This is a genomic window from Streptomyces sp. NPDC023527 (genome assembly GCF_055560115.1).
On sequence record NZ_JBVHJJ010000015.1, the window covers coordinates 49,767 to 68,228 of the forward strand.

Consider the following 18,462-nt stretch of genomic DNA (forward strand, 5'->3'; position numbering starts at 1 on the left):
ACATCGAGCCAGAGGGGCCACGTAGCTGCTTCCGGCTCGCCCGTCTTCTCTGAAAGGAGGAGAAGGTGACGACTTGCGCCGTGGCACTGGGCGGACGGTCGGACGAGGTGGTGCGGCGTTGGGCCAGACACCCGCGCTGCGTCGGCCTGGCCCGTGCCGAGCTGCGTAAGGCGCTGGCGGACTGGGGTCTGATGTCTGTTGAGGACGCGGCGGTCGTGGTGCTCTCCGAGTTGCTGACAAATGCGGTGGTGCACGCGCACACCTCGCCGGGGCGGCAGGTCCAGACCCGGTTCCGGCATGTGGCGGACGGGGTGCGGATCGCGGTGGACGACGCGTGTGAAAAGCGGCCCGCGCGGCGTGCTCAGGCGGTGGAGGAGGGTGGCCGGGGGCTGGTCCTGGTGGCCGGGCTGTCGGCTGACTGGGGTGTGAGTGATCGGGCGGGGCCCGGCAAGTCCGTGTGGGCTGTGCTCACGACCTCGCCCGGGGAAGGGTGTGCGTGATGGCGCGGATGGCGGCGTTCGACGTGCGCCGGGGCGACTTGGTCCAGGTCAGCGGCAGGTGGCAGCAGGTGAAGGCCGTCCGTGCGGACCGGCACGCGGTGAGGAATCCGCAGGTGGTGTTGGTTTTCAAGGAGGGTCCGGCGCTGCGGAAGGGCGCTGGTGATCTGCTGGAGGTCTTGCGGCGCGGGCGTGGGGTGCGGTGATGGCGCGGTCTTTGTTTCGCTTCGTGAAGTGGAAGCTGGCCGTCGATACCTCGGGGAGTCCCGGGATCTTCGTGATGGAGTGCACTTCCTGTGAGATGTCGTCGGAGGCGTCGGAGGCGTCGGATTCGCCGGATGGTCCGCAGGACTGGGCGCTGTGGCATGCCGGTCGTAGCGGGCACACGGGGTTTCGGTCCGTGCACACCGGTTTCTTCCGGGCGACGCCGATCGGGGGCGCGGGGTGAGGGTGTGGCAGGTGCGGGAGTGCGTGGTCTTGGCCACGTGTCGGATGCCCGCGTCCCGCTGGCGGCAGATCACTGATGAGGAGCTGGAGGAGCTCCTGGACGCGTTGCGTGTGCGTCATGTCGGGCGGGTGCCGCCGGTGACGGATGAGTTCATCAGGGACGGGTTGCGGTACATCGCCGAACGAGTGGCCCGGAGAGAGGCGGCGGGGCGGGTGTCGCCCCCGTAGACCGGGCGGGGCCGGCAGTGCCTGGGAGGGTCCGCCGGCCCCGCCCTCTTGGCTCCCTCGGTGCGTTCACCGCGGTGCAGTGTTCCTCGGCCCGCTGCTGCTGTTGGTCGACCGATCGCACCTGGGGGGATGGCGGCGTTATCCGGGCGCCGCTGCGGTCCTGCCCGAACGCGTGGCGAACGGGCAGGACCGCGCTCAACAACCGCATAGAAAACCGGACCACCCCCGCGCCTGGAAGCAAAAGGGGTGGTCCGGCGGGGATCGCGAGGACCCCGGTACTGATGGTACCGGGGTCCTCGTCGTGCGTCCGTGCGAGACGCCAACAAGATCTGGTCGTCCAAGTTCCTTTGAGGGGTGGAAGTTGATGTACGGGTCTGGCGATAAGGCGTACGACGTGGGCGAGTTCGACGCGGACGCGGTGCTGTGGGTCCGGGGCGTGGACTACATGGCGGGCTGGCGGGAAGTGACGGACACAGCGGCAGAACTCCGCCAGGCCCTGGAGGCGGCCGGTGTGGAGGTCTCCGGCGTGCGGCTGCGGGCGTCCTCGGCGCCGGACGGCTCGGGCGTGGTGCGCCTGGAGCTCTCGGTGCCGGCGGCACGGGCGGTCGCGGCGGCCGTGGCACGGTACGGCAAGGCAAGCTGAGCGCGGCGCAATGGACGAAGGTTGCCGGAAGTCGGCCGGAATCACCTCGTGCGCGAAGGGCGCCTAGGTGTGCTGCCCCGGCAGGTTGGTGGCGCGGCTGGCTGGTGTCCGGCCGTCGATGCCGGTGTGGGGTCGGTGGTAGTTGTACCAGTCCAGCTAGTCGGGGAGCGCTGCCTGGCGTTCGGCTTCGAGGGTTGGTCCTCGGCGGGACGTGGTCGCCCTGGTGCCGGGGTCGGGGTCGGTGAGCTGTGGCGGGCTCAGCCGTCGACGAAGGTGAGGCTGGTCGCGTCGTAGCGGGTGCCCGCGATCTGCTCGGACGGGGCGGCGGCTTCGATGGCGGCGAGGTCCTCGGTGGACAGCTCGATGGCCAGGGCCGCGAGGTTCTCCTCCAGGTACCGCTGCCGCCGGGTGCCGGGGATCGGCACCACGTCCTCGCCCCGGTGCTGCACCCAGGCCAGGGCGAGCTGGCCGGCGGTGACTCCCTTCGCCGCAGCCAGCTCGTTCAGCTTCGTGACGATCGCCAGGTTCCGTTCGAGGTTGCCGTCGGCGAAACGCGGCTGGCTGCGGCGCACGTCGGTCTCGGCCAGCCCTTCGACCGAGCTGTACTTGCCGGTCAGGAAGCCGCGCCCGAGCGGGGAGAACGGGACCAGGCCGATACCGAGCTCGCGGCAGACCGGGGCGATCTCCGTCTCCAGGTCGCGGGTCCACAGCGACCACTCGCTCTGCAGCGCCGTGATCGGGTGCACCGCGTGCGCCCGCCGGATGGTCTGCGCGCCGGCCTCGGACAGGCCGAGGTGGCGGACCTTCCCGGCGTGTACGAGCTCGGCCATGGCGCCGACGGTCTCCTCGATCGGCACCTGCGGATCGACCCGGTGCTGGTAGTAGAGGTCGATGTGGTCGACCCCGAGCCGGCGCAGTGACGCCTCGCACGCCTGCCGCACGTAGGCGGCGTCGCCGCGGACCTGCGTGGGCTCGCCCAGGCGGTTGGCGAAGCCGAACTTCGTGGCCAGTACCACCTCATCGCGACGCCCGGCGACGGCCCGTCCGATCAGCTCCTCGTTGTGCCCGACGCCGTAGAAGTCGGAGGTGTCCCAGAAGGTCACCCCGAGGTCGAGGGCGTGGTGCAGGGTCGCGATCGACTGCGTGTCGTTGGTGGTGCCGTAGCCGTGGCTCATGCCCATGCACCCCAGGCCCTGCGCGGAGACCGCCAGGTTGCCCAGGTGCCGGGTGGGGATGTCGGTCATGTTCTGTCTCCTGATCTTGGAATCATCTGCCCGGGACGCTAGGTGCTGGAGCGCGCTCGAAGTCAACTGGGCGTCGTGCTCCGGCCTCCGGAGAGGTCTGGCAGTCCCGGCTCTCCGGCCTGCTCGCGACCACCCTCCGGGTGGGACGTATCGCTGGATCCGGCTGTCCGCGTACGCGGGTAGGCGGACGACTTCGGGTTGATGGCCGTACAGGCTCTGTATGACTGCGGACCGAGCGGCGACTTCCCTGGGGGTACGGTCTTTGGCGGCAGCCGTGAGGGTGGCTCAGTGGGCTTGGCCGAGGTGGCGACGCACGGCGGCGCGCTGCCAGGTGGTGAGGCGAATGACGATCCACGGCATGACGAAGAAAGCCACCACGCCGGCCGCGAAGTGCAGCGCCACGGCGCCCACCGGCGTCGGGCCACCCCAGGCGGGGGTGGGATAGGGCTCCCAGCCCCAGATCGGGTACGTGAGATTGCGCGCGCAGACGATGGCCCAGCCGGCCGCGGCCATGAACGACAGGGTGGACAGGGCCATGTTCACGAGGAAGAACACGCAGCCGTTGCGCACCCGTTCACTGACGCGCGGTGTGATGGTCTCACCGAAGAAGACCCGGACCCGCATCCGTTCGAAGGAAGGCCCGACGAGGGCGACGCAGGCCAGCGCCACGATCAGGATCAGGGGGCCGAGTTCCTGGTGTCCCTTGTCCTGCGCCGCCTTCATCACGTACTGAAGCGCGAGAACCAGCGCGAGCGTGAGTGGCAGCAGCAGGGCGAACAGCATGTGCCGCCAGGTGTCGCGCCGGAACGGCAGGGTCAGCAGCCCGCCGAGGCCGGACGGTGAGGCTGTCGCGAGCTTTGCGGGCGCCTGGGCGCAGCGGTCGGGGCAGGTCATGGCGGACCTCCTTCCCTGGACCAGGAAAGGCGCGCCTTCTGTCGGACGGATCGCCAAAGGAGGGCCGGGAGGGGTCCATCCGGGGGGCCGGTACTCGGGCCGGCAGCACGCGGTGCCTCCCTCGCCGGCTGGGTTGCCCTCAGCGAGGGGTGCGCTGAGGGCGTGGAGTGGCCGAGCGCGATGCTCCGGTGTGATCGCTTGGAGACTGATGCGGTCATCGGGTGGCGCCGGATCACGCGCCGGTGGTGGCGGGTGCCGCGGAGGGGCTTTCGGTGAAATCGGTCACGAGCTTCACGAAGACGTCCTCCTGCTCGAAGAACATCACGTGGCCCGCGTCGATCTCGGCGTATGTGCTGCCGGGGATGGCGGCGTGCAGGGCGCGGCTGTGTTCGACCGGAACGGTGATGTCCTGGGTGCCGCCGATGACGAGGGTGGGGGCCTGGATGCGGGGCAGCAGGTGGCGGATATCGACCTGCAGGTCGTAGGCGATGTGGCGCAGGGTTCCCTCGGTGGGGGGCATGTTGGGGATCAAGGCTTCGAACTGGGCGCGGCCGATGCTGTTGAGGAACCCGCGGCTGAAGCCGCTCATCGCCACGGCGCGGCCGAAGGAGGCGGGGTCGTTCGTGCCGAGGCTGTGCCAGAGGATGAAGAGGCTGCGCAGGTATTCGTCGCTGTCGGTGTGCGCCCAGCCGGCCACCAGGATCAGCCGTCGCACGAGGTCGGGGCGGAGCGCGGCGACGGTGGCGGCGACGGTGGAGCCCAAGGAGAAGCCCAGCAGGTCCACCGGTCCGTCCGCCGCGTCCTCGATGACGGCGATGACCTGGGCGGCGAGTCCTTCGCCGGTCAAGGGAGCGCCGTCATCGAGGGTGGCTTCGGTGCCCGACAGGTCGGGGGTGATCACGGTGCGGTGCGGGGTGAACCGAGGGGCGGTCTGCCCCCAGTTGACGGCGGCGCCCGACGATCCGGTGCCGTGGACCAGGACGAGCGCGGGGCCCGAGCCGGTCTTCTCGTAGTGGACCTGGGCGCCGTTGACGGTGACGGTGGCCATGGAATGCTCCCTGCGGGTGTCGCTGCGGCTGGGTGACCGGGGCGCTTGTGCTCCGGCCCGACCAACAGTGCCCCCGGTGTCCCGCGCCTGGGAGAGCCTTGTCGAACCTGGGATCGCCAGTCCCTGGTTCAGCTCCGCACAGACCGGCAGGATGATCATCATGAAGATCGACCGTGGTGGACTCGCCGACTTCCTGCGCCGCTCCCGCGACCGCGTACGCCCGCAGGACGTGGGCCTGCCCGTCGGCCCGCGGCGCCGCACCCCGGGCCTGCGCCGTGAGGAAGTCGCACAGCTCGCGGGCATGTCCGCCGACTACTACATCCGCCTCGAACAGGCCCGCGGCCCCCAGCCGTCGAAGGAGATGCTCGCGGCGCTGGCCCGCGCCCTGCGCCTGTCCGGCGACGAACGCGACCATCTCCACCTCCTCGCCGGCCGGTGCCCGCCCGTCGGCCGGATCAACGGCGACGACGTAAGCCCGGGGCTGCTGCACCTGCTGGATCAGCTTCCGGCCACGCCGGTCCAGGTCATCAGCGACCTCGGCGACGTCCTGGCCCAGAACGACATGGCACAGGCCCTGCTGGGCGGGGTGTGCTCGGTGTCCGAGCACGGGCGCAACGTGGTCTGGCGCTGGTTCACCGACCCCGCCCAGCGCACCGCCTACCCGGCCGACGACCACGACCACTACAGCCGCCAGCACGTGGCCGACCTGCGTGCGGCCGTGGGCCGACGCGCGGGCGACACCGCCGCGACCCGCCTGGTGGAACGGCTTCGGGAGGCCAGCGAAGAGTTCGCCGGCCTGTGGGAGCTGCACGAGGTCGCGGTCCGCAGGGCCTCACGCATGCGTATCGTGCACCCGCTGATCGGCCCGGTCGACCTGGACTGCCAGGTGCTGCTCGCACCGGAGGGCGACCAGCGGGTAGTCCTGTACACGCCGCCCATCGGCAGCGACACCCCCGAACGCCTCGCCCTGCTCAAGGTCGTGGGAACCGGCCAGTTCACCGCGACCAGCTGACGAGCCGCAGCAGGCCGGGTACAGCGGGCCGGGCGGCCGGTGCGGGCTGTGCGAGACCGCCCCGGCCGCGGCACGGGAGAGGACGCTCGTCATGCCGCCGGCCTTGGCGAGGGAGTCGCCGCTCGCCTGCGACGCTCAGCCCGATGCGCCGGCACCCTCGACGGCGCGGACTGCGCCTCGGACCCTGCGGGCAGCCCGCGGGCTCCAGCTGTCGCGGTCGACGCCGAGCCGCAGGCGGTGGCGGCCGCGGCCTGATCGCTTTGGCCTGAACCTCGCTGTCCGGCCGCTTCGGCCGGATCCTTCCCCCCGGACGTCCCTCCTCCCCGTAACATTACCTGCCGGTAACGTGACGGGGGCGGAGGGACGTTTGTCGTGAATGCTGCACAGACCGACGCTGCTGAGGCCGGGATGAAGCCCAAGGGGAGGGTCAAACGCATGCCGCGCGAGGTGCGCGAGCGCCAGATGCTCGACGCGGCCGTGGAGGTCTTCGCGCGCCGCGGCTACCGCGCGGCGTCGATGGACGAGATAGCCGAGCTCGCCGGAGCGTCGAAACCGCTGGTCTATCTCTATCTGAACTCCAAGGAGGAGCTCTTCAGCACCTGCATCCGGCGCGAGGCCGAGGCGCTGATCACCGCCGTACGGGCCGCCATCGACCCCGGCCTTCCCGCCGACCGGCGGCTGTGGAACGGGCTGCGCGCCTTCTTCGCGCACACCGCCGCCCACCCCGACGGCTGGGCGGTCCTGCACTGCCAGGCCCGGACGCACGGCGAGCCGTTCGCCCTGGAGGTGTCCGCGCTGCGGCAGCGGCTCGTCGACGTCGTCACGCACCTGATCGCCGACACGGCCCGGGGCGGCGGCTGCGACGCGCCCCTGCCCGACCGCGAGGCCGCCGGGCTGGCCCACGCGCTCGTGGGCGCCGCCGAATCGCTCGCCGGGTGGACCAACGACCGTACGGACGAGGCGCCGCCGGAACGGGAACCGGCCGAGACGCTGATGAACTTCGCGTGGGTGGGCCTGGAGAACCTGATGAACGGGCGGCGCTGGACGCCCGCCCGTTCCTAGGGGCCGCGAGGGCGGCGGCCGTGCCGCCGCCCGGGCTCAGCAGTTGCCGGCGGCCGGCCTGCCGGCGAAGCGGTCCGCGAGCCAGTTCGCGGCCGGGACCGACTCGGTGATCACGCCGAGCACGTGCTCACCGAGCGGCAGCGACTTCCACTGGACCGTGGCGTCCTTGGCACACCAGTCGGCACGCAACTGCTTGCCGACGCCGTAGGGGATCAGCTCGTCGACGACCCCGTGGTAGAGGTAGACGGGCCGGTCCGGGGCGTGCGAGCCGAGGTTCGAGGAGCGCAGCGCCCGCTGCCAGTCCGCCTCGTACAGCGGGTTCCTGACCGTCACGTCGGAGATCTTCTTGAAGAGCCCGGCCACGACGTTCACGGCCACGCAGTTGTTCTTCAGGAAGTCGACATAGGCGCGGCCCTTGTCGTTGAGGTACCGGTCCAGGTCCAGTTCGGGGAAGGCCGCGTTCTGGCCGGCGGCCGCCATGAGGATCAGGCCCGCGCCGATGCTGCCGTTGTTGTAGTCGGCGGTCTTGAGGAGGTCGGCGGGGACGCCGCCGGTGGCCGTGCCCTTGAGGTCGAGCTCGGGGGCGTACGAGTCGTGCAGCTCGGCCGCCCAGCTGCTGGCCTGGCCGCCCTGCGAATAGCCCATGATGCCGACGGGCGAGTCCTTGGACAGTCCCGCCCCCGGCAGCCGCAGCGCCGCGCGCGCCGCGTCGAGCACGGCGTGCCCCTCGGCCCGCCCGACGGCGTAGGTGTGGTCGCCGGGCGTGCCCAGGCCCTCGTAGTCGGTCACGGCGACCGCCCAGCCGCGCAGGGTCAGCTGCTGGATGAGGTTGGCCTCCAGCGTCGTGCCGTACGGGAAGCCGGCCGAGGGCGCGCACTTGTCGGCCATGCCCACGGTCCCGACGGCGTAGGTGACGAGCGGGCGCGGGCCCGTTCTGCCGTCCTGGGGGACGATCACGGTGCCCGAGACGACGTTCGGGGCGCCCTTGGCGGTGGTGGAGCGGTAGGTGATGTGCCACGCCTTGGTGTTGGTGGGCTGGGCGGGCAGCGGGTGGAAGGAGGTGGGGGCGGTGCTGACGATGTCCCCGGGGGCGGTGGCCCGCTCCCCGGCGACCGCGGTGCCCGCGCCCGCCAGGCCGAGCGAGACGACGAGCGCGGTGACGGCGGCCAGGGCTGTGGTGCGCAGGTGCATGCGGCTCTCCCACGGTCCGGTGGTGCTCGGTGAGTTGAGGTGACCGTAGTGACTGACGGGTGAGTCAGGAGCTGACCCGGAAGCTCAGCTTTGCTGACCCGGCCGCCTGCGGCGGTGCCCGGCCAGCAGGCGATAGGCGCCCGGCGTGGTGCCGGTCCAGCGGCGGAACGCCCGGTGGAAGGCGGTGTCCTCGGAGAACCCCAGCCGTTCCGCCAGCTCCGCTATCGGCTCCCGGCCCTCCAACAGGCTGGTCACCGCCGCCTCCCGCCGCACCTGGTCCTTCAGCAGCCGGTAGGATGTGCCCTCCTGGTGCAGCCGCCGCCGCAGCGTCGCCGGGCTCACCGCGAGCCGGTCCGCCAGCTGCGCCACCTCCGGCAGCCGGGCGGCCCGGCCCTCGCGCATCGCCCGCAGGAGTGAACGCCGTACCTGCTCGGCGACCGTCGTCGCGTAGTCCTGTCGGGTGAGCAGATCGGCGGGCGCGTGCCGCAGCAGCTCCGCCAGGCCCGCCTCGTCCCGGACGACGGGCGCGGCCAGCCAGCGCGCGTCGAAGCCCACGCGGGTGCGCCGCGCGCCGAAGCGGACCGGGCAGCCGAAGAGCTCGCCGTACTCGGTCGCGTACGGCGGCGCGGGGTAGGCGAACTCGGCCCGGCGCAGGGCGATCCGCCGGCCGATCAGCCAGCTTGCCAGCCGGTGCCAGACGACGATCAGGGACTCGGTGAGGAAGCGGCCCTCGGCGACGGCGCGCAGGTCGTTGCGGACGGCGAACACCACCTCCGGGCCGCGGTGTTCGAGCGCGAGGTCGGGTCCGCCGGGGAAGAGCCCGTAGAACCGCACGCCCCGCTCCAGGGCCGTGCCGAGGTCGCGGCAGCCGACGCAGACGTGGCACATCATGGCGAACGTGCCGCGCCGGCTGGGCACGGGGCCCAGCCCCAGGAACTCGTCGCCGGTGGCCCGGTGCAGCGCCATGACGAGCCGGGCGAACTGCTCGGGCGTCACTCGGGCCCGGTCGTCGCCGAGGAGCAGCGGGGGGATGCGCGCGCCTTGCAGGAGGGGGACGGTGTCGATGCCGAGTCGCCGGGCGCCGCCGAGAGCGGCCCGCACATGGTGCACGGTGATCGTGCGACAGCTCATGGCAGCACGGTAGCCGTGATGAGCGTTGGGGTCAGCGGTGCTGACGGTTCCGGTCATGCCCGATGCCGGAAGCGTTCCTTAACGTCAGGGTTTTCCCCCGGCGTCCGTCCGGGGCGGCGGCCTGGGTTCCTGGGAGGCGTCATGCGGCAACGACCTCGCACGCTCGCTGTGCTCGCGGAGTGGGCGGCCGAACGGTACGGCACGTCATCGGCCCTGCGGTTCCGGTCCCGCGACGGTTCCTGGACGGAGGTCGGTTACGAGGAGCTGCGCGCGTCCGTACGGGACATCGGGCGCGGCCTGCTCGCGCTCGGGGTGCGGGCCGACGACCGGGTGGCGATCCTCTCCGAGACCCGGCCGGAGTGGACCCGGGCCTGCTTCGCGGTGCTCGCCGCCGGAGCGGTCGTGGTGCCGGTCTATCCGACGGCCGGGCAGGAGGAACTGCTGTGGGTGCTCGGCGACTCGGGCGCCTCCGTGGTCGTCTGCGAGGACGCGGTGCAGGCGGAGCGGGTGGCGGCGGTGCGCGCGAAGCTGCCGGAGCTGCGACACGTGGTGGTCATCGAGGACGCCGGGGCCGGGGCGCTCGTACTGGACGCGCTGCCCGGGCGGGCTCCGCTGGCGGAGCTGCTGGCCCGGTGCGAGGGGCGTACGGCCGATGATCTGTGCTCCATCGTCTACACCTCGGGCACGACCGGCCCGCCCAAGGGCTGCCTCCTCACCCATGGCAACCTCGCCGCCGTGGACTCGGCCACCGCGGAGCTGCTCGGCGGCGGTCCGGGCGAGAGCGTCTTCCTCTACCTCCCGCTCGCCCATCTCTTCGCGCAGCTCGTCCAGTTGTCGGCGCTCGTCCAGGGCGGCGAGATCTGTTACTTCGGCGGCCGGATCGAGAACGTCGTCGCCGAGCTGACCGAGGCCCGTCCCACCCGACTGCCGTCGGTGCCGCGTCTGTTCGAGAAGGTGCACGCGGGGGTGGTCTCGCTCGCCGAGTCCGGCGGGCCGGACGGGCGGGCCCGCCTCGACGCGGCGATCCGGACCGGGCTGGAGGTCGAGGAGCTGCGCGCCCGGGGCGAGGAGCCCGGTGGTGAGCTGCTCGCGGCCTGGCGGGAGGCGGACGAGCGGCTCTTCTCGCTCGTCCGGGCGGCCTTCGGCGGGCGGTTGCGCATGGCGCTGACCGGGGCCGCGCCGATCGCCCCGCAGACCATGGACTTCCTGCGCGCGTGCGGGATCGCGGTGTACGAGGGCTACGGCATGACGGAGTCCGCCGGGGTGATCAGCCTCAACCACCCGGGCGCGGTGCGGTACGGAACGGTGGGCCGGGCGGTGGCCTGCGAGGTGCGGATAGCCGAGGACGGCGAGGTGCTGGCCCGCGGGCCCGGCGTCTTCCCCGGCTATCACGCCGATCCGGCCGCGACGGCGGAGGCGCTGGACGCGGACGGCTGGCTGCACACCGGGGACCTGGGCTCGCTCGACGCGGACGGCTTCCTCACGATCACCGGCCGCAAGAAGGACCTGATCATCACGTCCGGCGGGAAGAACCTCGCGCCGTCGCCGGTGGAGTTCGCCCTCCAGCAGTCCCGCTGGATATCCCGCGCGGTGATGGTGGGCGACCGCCGCCCGTACCCGGTCGCGCTGCTCACGCTGGACGAGGAGGAGATCGCCGGCTGGGCGCGGCGCACGGGCGTGGACCTCGGCGGGCGGCCGGGTGCGGCGGCCCGGCACCCGGCCGTGCGGGAGCTGTGCCAGGAGGCGGTCGACGCCGCGAACCGGCAGGTGTCGCGGCCGGCCCGGATTCGCGCGTTCGCAATTCTCGACGGGGACTTCACGGTGGACGGCGGGGACCTGACGCCCACCCTGAAACTCCGGCGGGCCGCGATCGTTCGACGCTACGCACAGGAGATCGAGACGCTGTACGAACAGAAGCCGGACGAACAGAAGTGAAAGAACAACGTTTGAGTGATTGCGCAAACGCTCAAAAGTCGATGGACGAGCGCTGAACAAAAGGGAAAGGCAGGAGCCCCGCCCCTCCGCCGAGGCGGAAGAGGGCAGGGCTCCTTGGGTACTACGAATATTCGACCGCGATCGGTCGGACGACAAAGCCGTCGGATCGAAGGGATCCGAGACTTAGACGGGGGTGACGTTCTCCGCCTGCGGGCCCTTCGGGCCCTGCGTGACGTCGAAGTTGACCTGCTGGTTCTCCTCGAGGGAGCGGAAGCCAGCGGCGTTGATCGCGGAGTAGTGGACGAAGACGTCGGGGCCCCCGCCGTCCTGGGCGATGAAGCCAAAGCCCTTTTCAGCGTTGAACCACTTCACGGTTCCGGTAGCCATAAAGCCCTCCTTGGGCCAAAGGGTTGCCCTGCTCCAGAACCTGCGAGAAGTCTGAAAACTACAAAAGCCTGCGGGGGTCACATGCTCCGCAGGCTCTGTACTGCAAGGGAAACCAAACTGCAACTTGCGGCGAGCCTAGCACGCGAGGTTCTGGCTGCGAAAGAGTTGAAGATCACGCTGTCGGATGGTTTTCCCGGCCGCCGGGCCGGAAAAGATCGACAGTCGTGCACCTCCTGTACAGGCGATGGCTCCGACCCCCGCCCCCGCTGGCCCGCGACCCCGGGGGCTAGCCTCCAGATGTGGACAATTCAGCCTCAGCCCGCCCCCGCGTCGGCCACATCCAGTTCCTCAACTGCCTGCCCCTCTACTGGGGGCTCGCCCGCACCGGCACGCTGCTCGACCTGGACCTCACCAAGGACACCCCCGAGAAGCTCAGCGAACAGCTGATCGCCGGCGACCTGGACATCGGCCCGGTCACCCTGGTCGAGTTCCTGCGCAACGCCGAGGACCTGGTCGCCCTGCCCGACATCGCGGTGGGCTGCGACGGCCCGGTGATGTCCTGCGTGATCGTCTCGCAGCTGCCGCTGGACAAGCTGGACGGGGCCCGGGTTGCGCTCGGCTCCACCTCGCGGACGTCCGTACGGCTGGCGCAACTGCTGCTGGCCGACCGCTTCGGCGTCGAGCCGGACTACTACACCTGCCCGCCCGACCTGAGCCTGATGATGCAGGAGGCGGACGCCGCCGTGCTGATCGGGGACGCCGCGCTGCGGGCCTCGCTGCACGACGCGCCCCGGCTGGGGCTGGAGGTCCACGACCTGGGGCAGATGTGGAAGGACTGGACGGGGCTGCCCTTCGTCTTCGCGGTGTGGGCCGTGCGCCGGGACTACCTCGCCCGCGAGCCGCACATCGTCGGCAAGGTCCACGAGGCGTTCCTCGCCTCCCGGGACGTGTCCCTGGAGGAGGTCGGCAAGGTGGCCGAGCAGGCGGCCCGCTGGGAGGCGTTCGACGCCGAGCTGCTGGAGCGCTACTTCACGACGCTGGACTTCCGCTTCGGTCCGGACCAGCTGGCGGGCGTGACCGAGTTCGCCCGCCGCACGGGGCCGACGACCGGCTTCCCGGCGGACGTGCGGGTGGAGTTGCTGACGCCCTGACCCCCGGAAGGTCCCCGGAAACCGCTGAAGCCCCGACCCCGCGGAACGGGGGCCAGGGCTTCGGAGCGAGTTGAATCCGTACGGAGGGTCCGCCGGGGTCCGGGGAACAAGGACCGGGCCGGCGGGGTGGATCAGGAGGCGGGGATCGGACCCTCCATGTGGTCACTGATCCACTTCATGCTGCCCCTGCCCATGCCCTCGACGTAGGTCTTGGCGTTGTGCTTGCCGTCCTGGATCACTTCCAGGCGCGTGTGGACGGGGCCCTTGTTGCCGTACGTCTTGATGAACTTGTCCACGTGCGGGATGACGCTGGTCTCCTTCGTCCCGTACTGGAACGCGAGATAGACGTCCGTGCCCGGCTTGTTGGCGGCGATCAGCTGCTTCGCCAGGAGCTCGGGGTTGTTCTCGTTCTTCTCCTTCTCGTGGCCCTTCCACAGCGGGGAGTCCGGGACGATGTCCGGGCCGGAGGCGATCACGGCCTTGAACTTGTCCGGGTGCTTCAGCACCGCCTTCAGACCCGAGAAACCGCCGGAGGAGGAGCCCATGAACGCCCAGCCGTCGCGCGACTTGATCGTCCGGAAGTTGGCCTTCATCAGGTCCGGGACGTCCTCGGTGAGCCAGGTGCCCATCTTCGGCTGGCCGGGGATGTCACTGCCGTCCCAGTAGAGGCCGCCGTCGTCCGGCTTGGGGTTGAGGACCGGCATCGCCAGGAGGAACGGCTTGCTCTTGCCCTCGGTGTACCACTTGGAGATCGACGACTCCAGGCCGAGGTTGTCGTCCATCCAGTAGTTGGCCGGGAAGCCCGGGCCGCCGGGGAGGGCGATCAGGACGGGGAAGCCGCTCTTGGCGAACTTCGGGTCCTTGTACTCCTTGGGCGCCCAGACCCATACCTTGCCCTTGAACCCGGACTTCTTGCCGTCCAGGGTGGTGACGGCGACCTGGGTGCCGTCGGCGAGGGTTCCGCTGGAGTTCTTGAACTGGGCGGCGGGACCGGTCGGCATGCTGACCTTGGAGTCCGCGGGCTGCGCGCCGCCCGTCCCGCCGGCCTGACCACCGCCGGCCTGGTCCTGGCCGAAGCTGACGGGCTTCCCCTTCTCGGAGAAGGGGCCGATCTTGAGGTAGTTGAGCACGCCGGCGGTTATCAGACCGAGCACGGCTATGGAGGCCACGACTATGGTCCATTTTTTGGCTCGGGAGGCACGGCGGCGGCCGTGGGACTGGTAGGCCCCGTGAGGTGAATGCGTCATCGCGTCGCTCCGGATGATGCTGCTGCCCCGAAGGACATGACGGTTTGTTCCGTCCTTGTGGATGGGCAAATCCGGCTCCGGGGTTCCTGGGACACCCCGTGAATTGAGTCATAGGCTGAAAATCGGGGCCGTAAGGCCCCCACTGGGGGAGGCGAAGGACCCGATGCGGCCACTGCTGGCGGAAGATCCGCAGGTCATCGGCGCATACCGGCTGCTGGGGCGGCTCGGGGCGGGTGGCATGGGCCGGGTGTACCTCGGGCGCAGCACCGGCGGCCGTACGGTCGCGGTGAAGGTCGTGCACCCGCACTTCGCCCTCGACGAGCAGTTCAGGGCGCGCTTCCGGCGCGAGGTGGAGGCCGCGCGGCGGGTGGGCGGGGCGTGGACGGCGCCCGTCCTGGACGCGGATCCCGACGCCGCCGTGCCGTGGGTGGCGACGGGCTATGTGGCCGGTCCCTCGCTCACCGAGGCCGTCACGGACACCGGCGCCCAGCCGGAGGCGACCGTACGGGCCCTGGGCGCCGGGCTGGCGGAGGCGCTGGCGGCGGTGCACGCGCTGGGCCTGGTGCACCGGGACGTCAAGCCGTCGAACGTGCTCCTGGCCCCGGACGGGCCGCGGCTGATCGACTTCGGGATCGCGCGGGCCACGGACGCCACGGCGTCGCTGACCGCGACGGGCGTCTCGATCGGCTCGCCCGGCTATATGTCGCCCGAGCAGATCCTCGGCCAGGAGGTGACGGGGGCGGCCGACGTCTTCTCGCTGGGTGCCGTCCTCGCCTACGCGGCCACGGGCGAGCCGCCCTTTCCCGGCGACAGCTCCGCGGCCCTGCTCTACCGGGTGGTCCACGAGCCTCCGGTGCTCGGCCCCGGCCTCACCGGCGAGCTGCGCGCCCTGGTCGAGGACTGCCTGGCCAAGGCGCCGGACGCCCGGTCCGCCCCCGCCGAGGTGGCCCGCAGGCTGGCCCCGGAGGGCGCGCACGGGCTCGTACGGGACGGCTGGCTGCCGGCGCCACTGCTGGAGCGGGTGAGCCGGCGGGTCGTGGAGCTGCTGGACCTGGAGGCGGTGGGACCGCTTCCAGGTGGCGCCCCGGGGGTCGGCGCCTTCGGGCCGCCCGACCCCTCGTACGGCGACGGGATCGCGGACGCGGTGCCGCCCCTCCCGCCGGGATCGATGCCGATCGTCCTCCCGGACTCGCCGATCGTGCCGCCGCCGCCCGGCCCGTCCGAGAAGCTGCCGCCCCCGGCGGGCGGGAAGTTCTCGCTGACGGCCGCCGCGGCCGCCGGCCGGGAGCGGCGTCGGCGGGTGAGCTGCACGCTCGTGGTCTCCGTCGCCGCGGCGCTGGCCGTCGCGACCACGATGGCCTTCGTCTTCGACCTCCTGCCCGGCGGCGGAGGGTCCGACGCCGCGCGATCGGGCCCCGGCGCGACGAGGAGCGGGTCGCCGTCGGAGTCCGGCACGGCCGACGCCGTGCCGAAGGCGTTCCTCGGCACCTGGAGCGGTGACATCCGCCAGTCCGACGGCACGGCCAACGGCACCATGACCGCGGTCCTCACCGCCGGCGGCAAGGGCGCGTACGTGGCCCGTACGACGTACTCCGTCCTGAACGTCCTGGAGTGCCACAGCAAGGCCAGACTGCTCTCCGCCACCGCCACCGCGATCACCCTGGAGGAGGTCAGCGACGGCACCCCGGGGCTGGGCTGCACCGGCGACGCCGCGCGGATCACCTTCACCCTCGCCGACGGCGGGAAGCTCGCCTACGCCTCCGACGACGCCCGCGGCGGCAAGCCCACCGCCACCCTCTCCAGGCGTGCCGGCTGACCGGCCGCCATCAGGGCTGTCGGAGGGCTGGCGTAGGCTGGATCGGTCGTGCAAACCCCCTCCGAAGGGACGCCCCGGTGACCGAGAACGCCGACCTTACGTCCGTAAATGTCGCAGCCGTCCTCGACCGCGCCGCCACCGGTGGCCGCATCACCCCCGAAGAGGCGCTGGAGCTCTACCGCTCCGCGCCGCTGCACGCGCTCGGCGCGGCGGCCGACGCCGCGCGCCGCAAGCGCTACGCCGGCGTCGAGCACATCGCGACGTACATCATCGAGCGCAACATCAACTACACCAACTCGTGCGTCACCGCGTGCAAGTTCTGTGCCTTCTACGCCCCGCCCAAGAGCGACAAGGTCTGGACGCGGCCGCTGGACGACATCCTGCGCCGCTGCGCGGAGACCGTCGAGCTGGGCGGCACCCAGATCATGTTCCAGGGCGGCCACCACCCGGACTACGGCGTGGAGTACTACGAAGAGCACTTCGCGGCCATCAAGAAGGAATTCCCGCAGCTCGTCATCCACTCCCTCGGCGCGTCCGAGGTCGAGCACATGTCGCGCATCTCGGGCGTCTCGGCGGAGGAGGCGATCCGCCGGATCCACGCCGCCGGTCTCGACTCCTTCGCGGGCGCCGGCGCCGAGCTGCTGCCCGAGCGGCCGCGCAAGGCCATCGCGCCGCTGAAGGAGTCCGGCGAGCGCTGGCTGGAGATCATGGAGCTCGCCCACACGATGGGCGTCGAGTCGACGTCCACGATGCTGATGGGCACGGGCGAGACCAACGCCGAGCGGATCGAGCACCTGCGGATGATCCGCGACGTGCAGGACCGCACGGGCGGCTTCCGCGCCTTCATCCCGTACACCTACCAGCCGCAGAACAACGTGTTGAAGGGCCGGACGCAGGCCACCGTCTTCGAGTACCTGCGGCTGATCGCCGTCGCCCGGCTGTTCCTCGACAACGTCGCCCACATCCAGGGCTCGTGGCTGACGGTCGGCAAGGAGGCGGGCCAGCTGTCGCTGCACTACGGCGCGGACGACCTCGGCTCGATCATGCTGGAGGAGAACGTCGTCTCCTCGGCCGGTGCCAGGCACCGCTCCAACCGCATGGAGATCATCGACCTCATCCGCAAGGCGGGCCGCGTCCCGGCGCAGCGCGCCACCACGTACGAGCACCTGCTGGTGCACGACGACCCGGCGAACGACCCGGTCGACGACCGCGTCGTCTCGCACCTGTCGTCGACGGCGATCGAGGGCGGCACGGCGCACCCCGAGCTGAAGCTCGTCAGCACCGACTGACGCCGCCGGTGCTGACCCTTCACGCGGCGTCCGCCGTGCGCCTCACGTGGGACGCGGAGCCGGTCGCCGACGGCGCCGTGGCCGTCGAGGGCGACCGCGTCGCGGCCGTCGGCCCGCTGCCGGAGCTGCTGGAGCGGTTCCCGGGCGCGCGGGTCCGGCGCTGGCCGGGCACGCTGGGTCCGGCGCTGGTCCACGAGGGCCCCTTGCCGGACGCGCCGAGTCCGCGGGAGCGGGTGCACGAGGTGCTGAAGCGGGGGGCCGCGGCTGTACTGGCCGAGCACGCGTCCACGCCCGAACTGCGGTCGGCCGCGGGCCGGGTCGGCGTGGTGGTCCTGGACCGGCCCAGGCCGGTGGCGATCGCCGGGACCGGGCGCGCGGATCTGGCGGTGTTCGCCGAGGACGGGCGTTGTATCGCTACGGTGCTGAGTGGCCGGCTGGTGCACCGGCGGGCCTGACGCCCTTCCGGTGTGGATCGCCGTTCATTACTTCGGGTGACGCTACCGTCGTATATAGGACCGCGATCCGTACCCGCGTCCACACTCTTGTTCCATGGGAGCAGTGATGATCGCAGAACGGCTGGAGAAGGCCACTCCTGAGAACTGGATGTTCCCGCCTGCGGAAGGCTGGACGGTGGACCAGGTGGAAGACCTGGAGCTGCCGTTCGACTGGGAACTCGTGGACGGAGTGGTCGTGGGTCGGGGGAGGACTGTGTGGTGGCACAACCGTGTGCGGGGAAGGATCGCGCGGTGCCTGGAGGACGCCCTGTGCGAGCCTTATCTGGTCGAGTCCGAACAGTGCGTACTGATCGACAAGAACAACCCACCAGTTCCTGACATCGTCGTCTTCGACAAAAGGGGCCTCGATCTCTTCGAGGCCAAGTACATCCCGGTGGAGAACGCGATCCTCATGGTCGAGGTGGTTTCCGCGGGCTCGCGCCAGGACGACCGCGTCCGTAAGCCGGCCATGTACGCGGCGGCGGGGGTCAAGAACTACTGGCGCGTGGAGCGCGGCGAGAACGGCCTTCCCGAGGTGCACGAGTTCTGGCTCCACAGCGAGACGGGTCAGTACGTCTCGGCGATCGACCGCCCCCTGCATGTCGGCAAGCTGGAGACCGACCGCCCCTTCCCCATCGCCATCGATCTGGCGACCTTGGTCGAGCTCTGACCGGCCCCCGCGAGGCCGCCCGGCCCGGCGCACCCGCGGCGCGCCCACCCTGCGCGCCCGCGCGGGACGCCGTCCA

General features: G+C 71.3%; 20 protein-coding genes. 13 read left to right on the top strand and 7 right to left on the bottom strand.

The window, feature by feature from the left end; translation table 11 throughout:
* The first annotated feature begins 65 nt into the window (after positions 1–65).
* From ACZ303_RS26870 to ACZ303_RS26890, 5 genes are all read left to right on the top strand, one after another.
* Positions 66–500 carry an ATP-binding protein gene (locus ACZ303_RS26870; RefSeq protein WP_467343052.1) on the top strand — a complete coding sequence of 145 codons (435 nt, stop codon included), beginning with the start codon at positions 66–68 and terminating at the stop codon, positions 498–500.
* Positions 500–703, top strand: coding sequence for a hypothetical protein (locus ACZ303_RS26875; RefSeq protein ID WP_467343053.1), 204 nt, complete (start codon positions 500–502; stop codon positions 701–703). The genes ACZ303_RS26870 and ACZ303_RS26875 overlap by 1 nt, the downstream gene beginning before the upstream one ends.
* Positions 703–945, top strand: a complete 243-nt coding sequence (locus tag ACZ303_RS26880; RefSeq protein WP_467343054.1) for a DUF7848 domain-containing protein — start codon at positions 703–705, stop codon at positions 943–945. The genes ACZ303_RS26875 and ACZ303_RS26880 overlap by 1 nt, the downstream gene beginning before the upstream one ends.
* Before the next feature lie 29 nt (positions 946–974).
* Positions 975–1,172, top strand: coding sequence for a hypothetical protein (locus ACZ303_RS26885; RefSeq protein ID WP_467343055.1), 198 nt, complete (start codon positions 975–977; stop codon positions 1,170–1,172).
* 394 nt (positions 1,173–1,566) lie between these two features.
* Positions 1,567–1,815 (top strand): hypothetical protein, encoded by a 249-nt coding sequence (locus ACZ303_RS26890; RefSeq protein WP_467343056.1) that lies wholly within the window; start codon positions 1,567–1,569, stop codon positions 1,813–1,815.
* A 257-nt stretch (positions 1,816–2,072) separates the two neighbouring features.
* Here the strand turns inward: ACZ303_RS26890 and ACZ303_RS26895 are convergent, their stop codons facing one another.
* The 3 genes from ACZ303_RS26895 to ACZ303_RS26905 form a co-directional block, all read right to left on the bottom strand.
* Positions 2,073–3,059 carry an aldo/keto reductase gene (locus ACZ303_RS26895; RefSeq protein ID WP_467343057.1) on the bottom strand — a complete coding sequence of 329 codons (987 nt, stop codon included), beginning with the start codon at positions 3,057–3,059 and terminating at the stop codon, positions 2,073–2,075.
* A gap of 285 nt (positions 3,060–3,344) precedes the next feature.
* Entirely contained in the window at positions 3,345–3,953 is a 609-nt protein-coding gene (locus tag ACZ303_RS26900) for a sensor domain-containing protein (RefSeq protein ID WP_467343058.1), read from the bottom strand.
* A 232-nt stretch (positions 3,954–4,185) separates the two neighbouring features.
* Positions 4,186–5,001: an alpha/beta fold hydrolase gene (locus ACZ303_RS26905; protein WP_467343059.1), complete on the bottom strand. Its 816-nt coding sequence runs from the start codon at positions 4,999–5,001 to the stop codon at positions 4,186–4,188.
* A gap of 160 nt (positions 5,002–5,161) precedes the next feature.
* On the opposite strand from ACZ303_RS26905, the gene ACZ303_RS26910 reads away from it, so the two are divergent.
* Together ACZ303_RS26910 and ACZ303_RS26915 are read left to right on the top strand one after the other, a co-directional pair.
* On the top strand, positions 5,162–6,013 hold the full coding sequence (locus ACZ303_RS26910) for a helix-turn-helix transcriptional regulator (RefSeq protein ID WP_467343060.1): 852 nt from the start codon (positions 5,162–5,164) through the stop codon (positions 6,011–6,013).
* 435 nt (positions 6,014–6,448) lie between these two features.
* Positions 6,449–7,075, top strand: a complete 627-nt coding sequence (locus ACZ303_RS26915; protein ID WP_467343193.1) for a TetR/AcrR family transcriptional regulator — start codon at positions 6,449–6,451, stop codon at positions 7,073–7,075.
* Positions 7,076–7,111: 36 nt separating this feature from the next.
* On the opposite strand, the gene ACZ303_RS26920 is transcribed toward ACZ303_RS26915, so the two are convergent.
* The gene (locus tag ACZ303_RS26920; protein ID WP_467343061.1) at positions 7,112–8,266 is read right to left on the bottom strand and encodes a lipase family protein; all 1,155 of its coding nucleotides are present in this window, start codon (positions 8,264–8,266) and stop codon (positions 7,112–7,114) included.
* Positions 8,267–8,350: 84 nt separating this feature from the next.
* Positions 8,351–9,397 (bottom strand): AraC family transcriptional regulator ligand-binding domain-containing protein, encoded by a 1,047-nt coding sequence (locus tag ACZ303_RS26925; RefSeq protein WP_467343062.1) that lies wholly within the window; start codon positions 9,395–9,397, stop codon positions 8,351–8,353.
* 141 nt (positions 9,398–9,538) lie between these two features.
* On the opposite strand from ACZ303_RS26925, the gene ACZ303_RS26930 reads away from it, so the two are divergent.
* The gene (locus ACZ303_RS26930) at positions 9,539–11,332 is read left to right on the top strand and encodes an AMP-dependent synthetase/ligase (RefSeq protein WP_467343063.1); all 1,794 of its coding nucleotides are present in this window, start codon (positions 9,539–9,541) and stop codon (positions 11,330–11,332) included.
* A 183-nt stretch (positions 11,333–11,515) separates the two neighbouring features.
* Here the strand turns inward: ACZ303_RS26930 and ACZ303_RS26935 are convergent, their stop codons facing one another.
* The gene (locus ACZ303_RS26935) at positions 11,516–11,719 is read right to left on the bottom strand and encodes a cold-shock protein (protein WP_014144190.1); all 204 of its coding nucleotides are present in this window, start codon (positions 11,717–11,719) and stop codon (positions 11,516–11,518) included.
* Positions 11,720–12,018: 299 nt separating this feature from the next.
* On the opposite strand from ACZ303_RS26935, the gene ACZ303_RS26940 reads away from it, so the two are divergent.
* Entirely contained in the window at positions 12,019–12,870 is an 852-nt protein-coding gene (locus tag ACZ303_RS26940) for a menaquinone biosynthetic enzyme MqnA/MqnD family protein (protein ID WP_467343064.1), read from the top strand.
* A 131-nt stretch (positions 12,871–13,001) separates the two neighbouring features.
* Here the strand turns inward: ACZ303_RS26940 and ACZ303_RS26945 are convergent, their stop codons facing one another.
* A complete protein-coding gene (locus ACZ303_RS26945; RefSeq protein ID WP_467343194.1) occupies positions 13,002–14,030 on the bottom strand; it encodes an alpha/beta hydrolase in 1,029 nt (342 codons plus the stop codon).
* 250 nt (positions 14,031–14,280) lie between these two features.
* Between ACZ303_RS26945 and ACZ303_RS26950 the strand changes: the two genes are divergently transcribed.
* From ACZ303_RS26950 to ACZ303_RS26965, 4 genes are all read left to right on the top strand, one after another.
* Entirely contained in the window at positions 14,281–15,933 is a 1,653-nt protein-coding gene (locus ACZ303_RS26950; protein WP_467343065.1) for a serine/threonine-protein kinase, read from the top strand.
* 77 nt (positions 15,934–16,010) lie between these two features.
* Entirely contained in the window at positions 16,011–17,222 is a 1,212-nt protein-coding gene (gene mqnC, locus ACZ303_RS26955; RefSeq protein ID WP_467343066.1) for a cyclic dehypoxanthinyl futalosine synthase, read from the top strand.
* Positions 17,223–17,230: 8 nt separating this feature from the next.
* Entirely contained in the window at positions 17,231–17,677 is a 447-nt protein-coding gene (locus tag ACZ303_RS26960; RefSeq protein ID WP_467343067.1) for an imidazolonepropionase-like domain-containing protein, read from the top strand.
* 106 nt (positions 17,678–17,783) lie between these two features.
* On the top strand, positions 17,784–18,386 hold the full coding sequence (locus ACZ303_RS26965; protein ID WP_467343068.1) for a Uma2 family endonuclease: 603 nt from the start codon (positions 17,784–17,786) through the stop codon (positions 18,384–18,386).
* Positions 18,387–18,462: the final 76 nt, after the last annotated feature.

What these genes read in the sequence shown, in the direction of transcription:
- ACZ303_RS26905 (WP_467343059.1), bottom strand. Translation starts at nt 5,001, where the DNA reads ATGGCCACCGTCACCGTCAACGGCGCCCAGGTCCACTACGAGAAGACC.
- ACZ303_RS26910 (WP_467343060.1), top strand. Translation starts at nt 5,162, where the DNA reads ATGAAGATCGACCGTGGTGGACTCGCCGACTTCCTGCGCCGCTCCCGC.
- ACZ303_RS26950 (WP_467343065.1), top strand. Translation starts at nt 14,281, where the DNA reads ATGCGGCCACTGCTGGCGGAAGATCCGCAGGTCATCGGCGCATACCGG.
- ACZ303_RS26895 (WP_467343057.1), bottom strand. Translation starts at nt 3,059, where the DNA reads ATGACCGACATCCCCACCCGGCACCTGGGCAACCTGGCGGTCTCCGCG.
- ACZ303_RS26935 (WP_014144190.1), bottom strand. Translation starts at nt 11,719, where the DNA reads ATGGCTACCGGAACCGTGAAGTGGTTCAACGCTGAAAAGGGCTTTGGC.
- ACZ303_RS26880 (WP_467343054.1), top strand. Translation starts at nt 703, where the DNA reads ATGGCGCGGTCTTTGTTTCGCTTCGTGAAGTGGAAGCTGGCCGTCGAT.
- ACZ303_RS26930 (WP_467343063.1), top strand. Translation starts at nt 9,539, where the DNA reads ATGCGGCAACGACCTCGCACGCTCGCTGTGCTCGCGGAGTGGGCGGCC.
- ACZ303_RS26925 (WP_467343062.1), bottom strand. Translation starts at nt 9,397, where the DNA reads ATGAGCTGTCGCACGATCACCGTGCACCATGTGCGGGCCGCTCTCGGC.
- ACZ303_RS26875 (WP_467343053.1), top strand. Translation starts at nt 500, where the DNA reads ATGGCGCGGATGGCGGCGTTCGACGTGCGCCGGGGCGACTTGGTCCAG.
- ACZ303_RS26920 (WP_467343061.1), bottom strand. Translation starts at nt 8,266, where the DNA reads ATGCACCTGCGCACCACAGCCCTGGCCGCCGTCACCGCGCTCGTCGTC.
- ACZ303_RS26915 (WP_467343193.1), top strand. Translation starts at nt 6,449, where the DNA reads ATGCCGCGCGAGGTGCGCGAGCGCCAGATGCTCGACGCGGCCGTGGAG.
- ACZ303_RS26900 (WP_467343058.1), bottom strand. Translation starts at nt 3,953, where the DNA reads ATGACCTGCCCCGACCGCTGCGCCCAGGCGCCCGCAAAGCTCGCGACA.
- ACZ303_RS26965 (WP_467343068.1), top strand. Translation starts at nt 17,784, where the DNA reads ATGATCGCAGAACGGCTGGAGAAGGCCACTCCTGAGAACTGGATGTTC.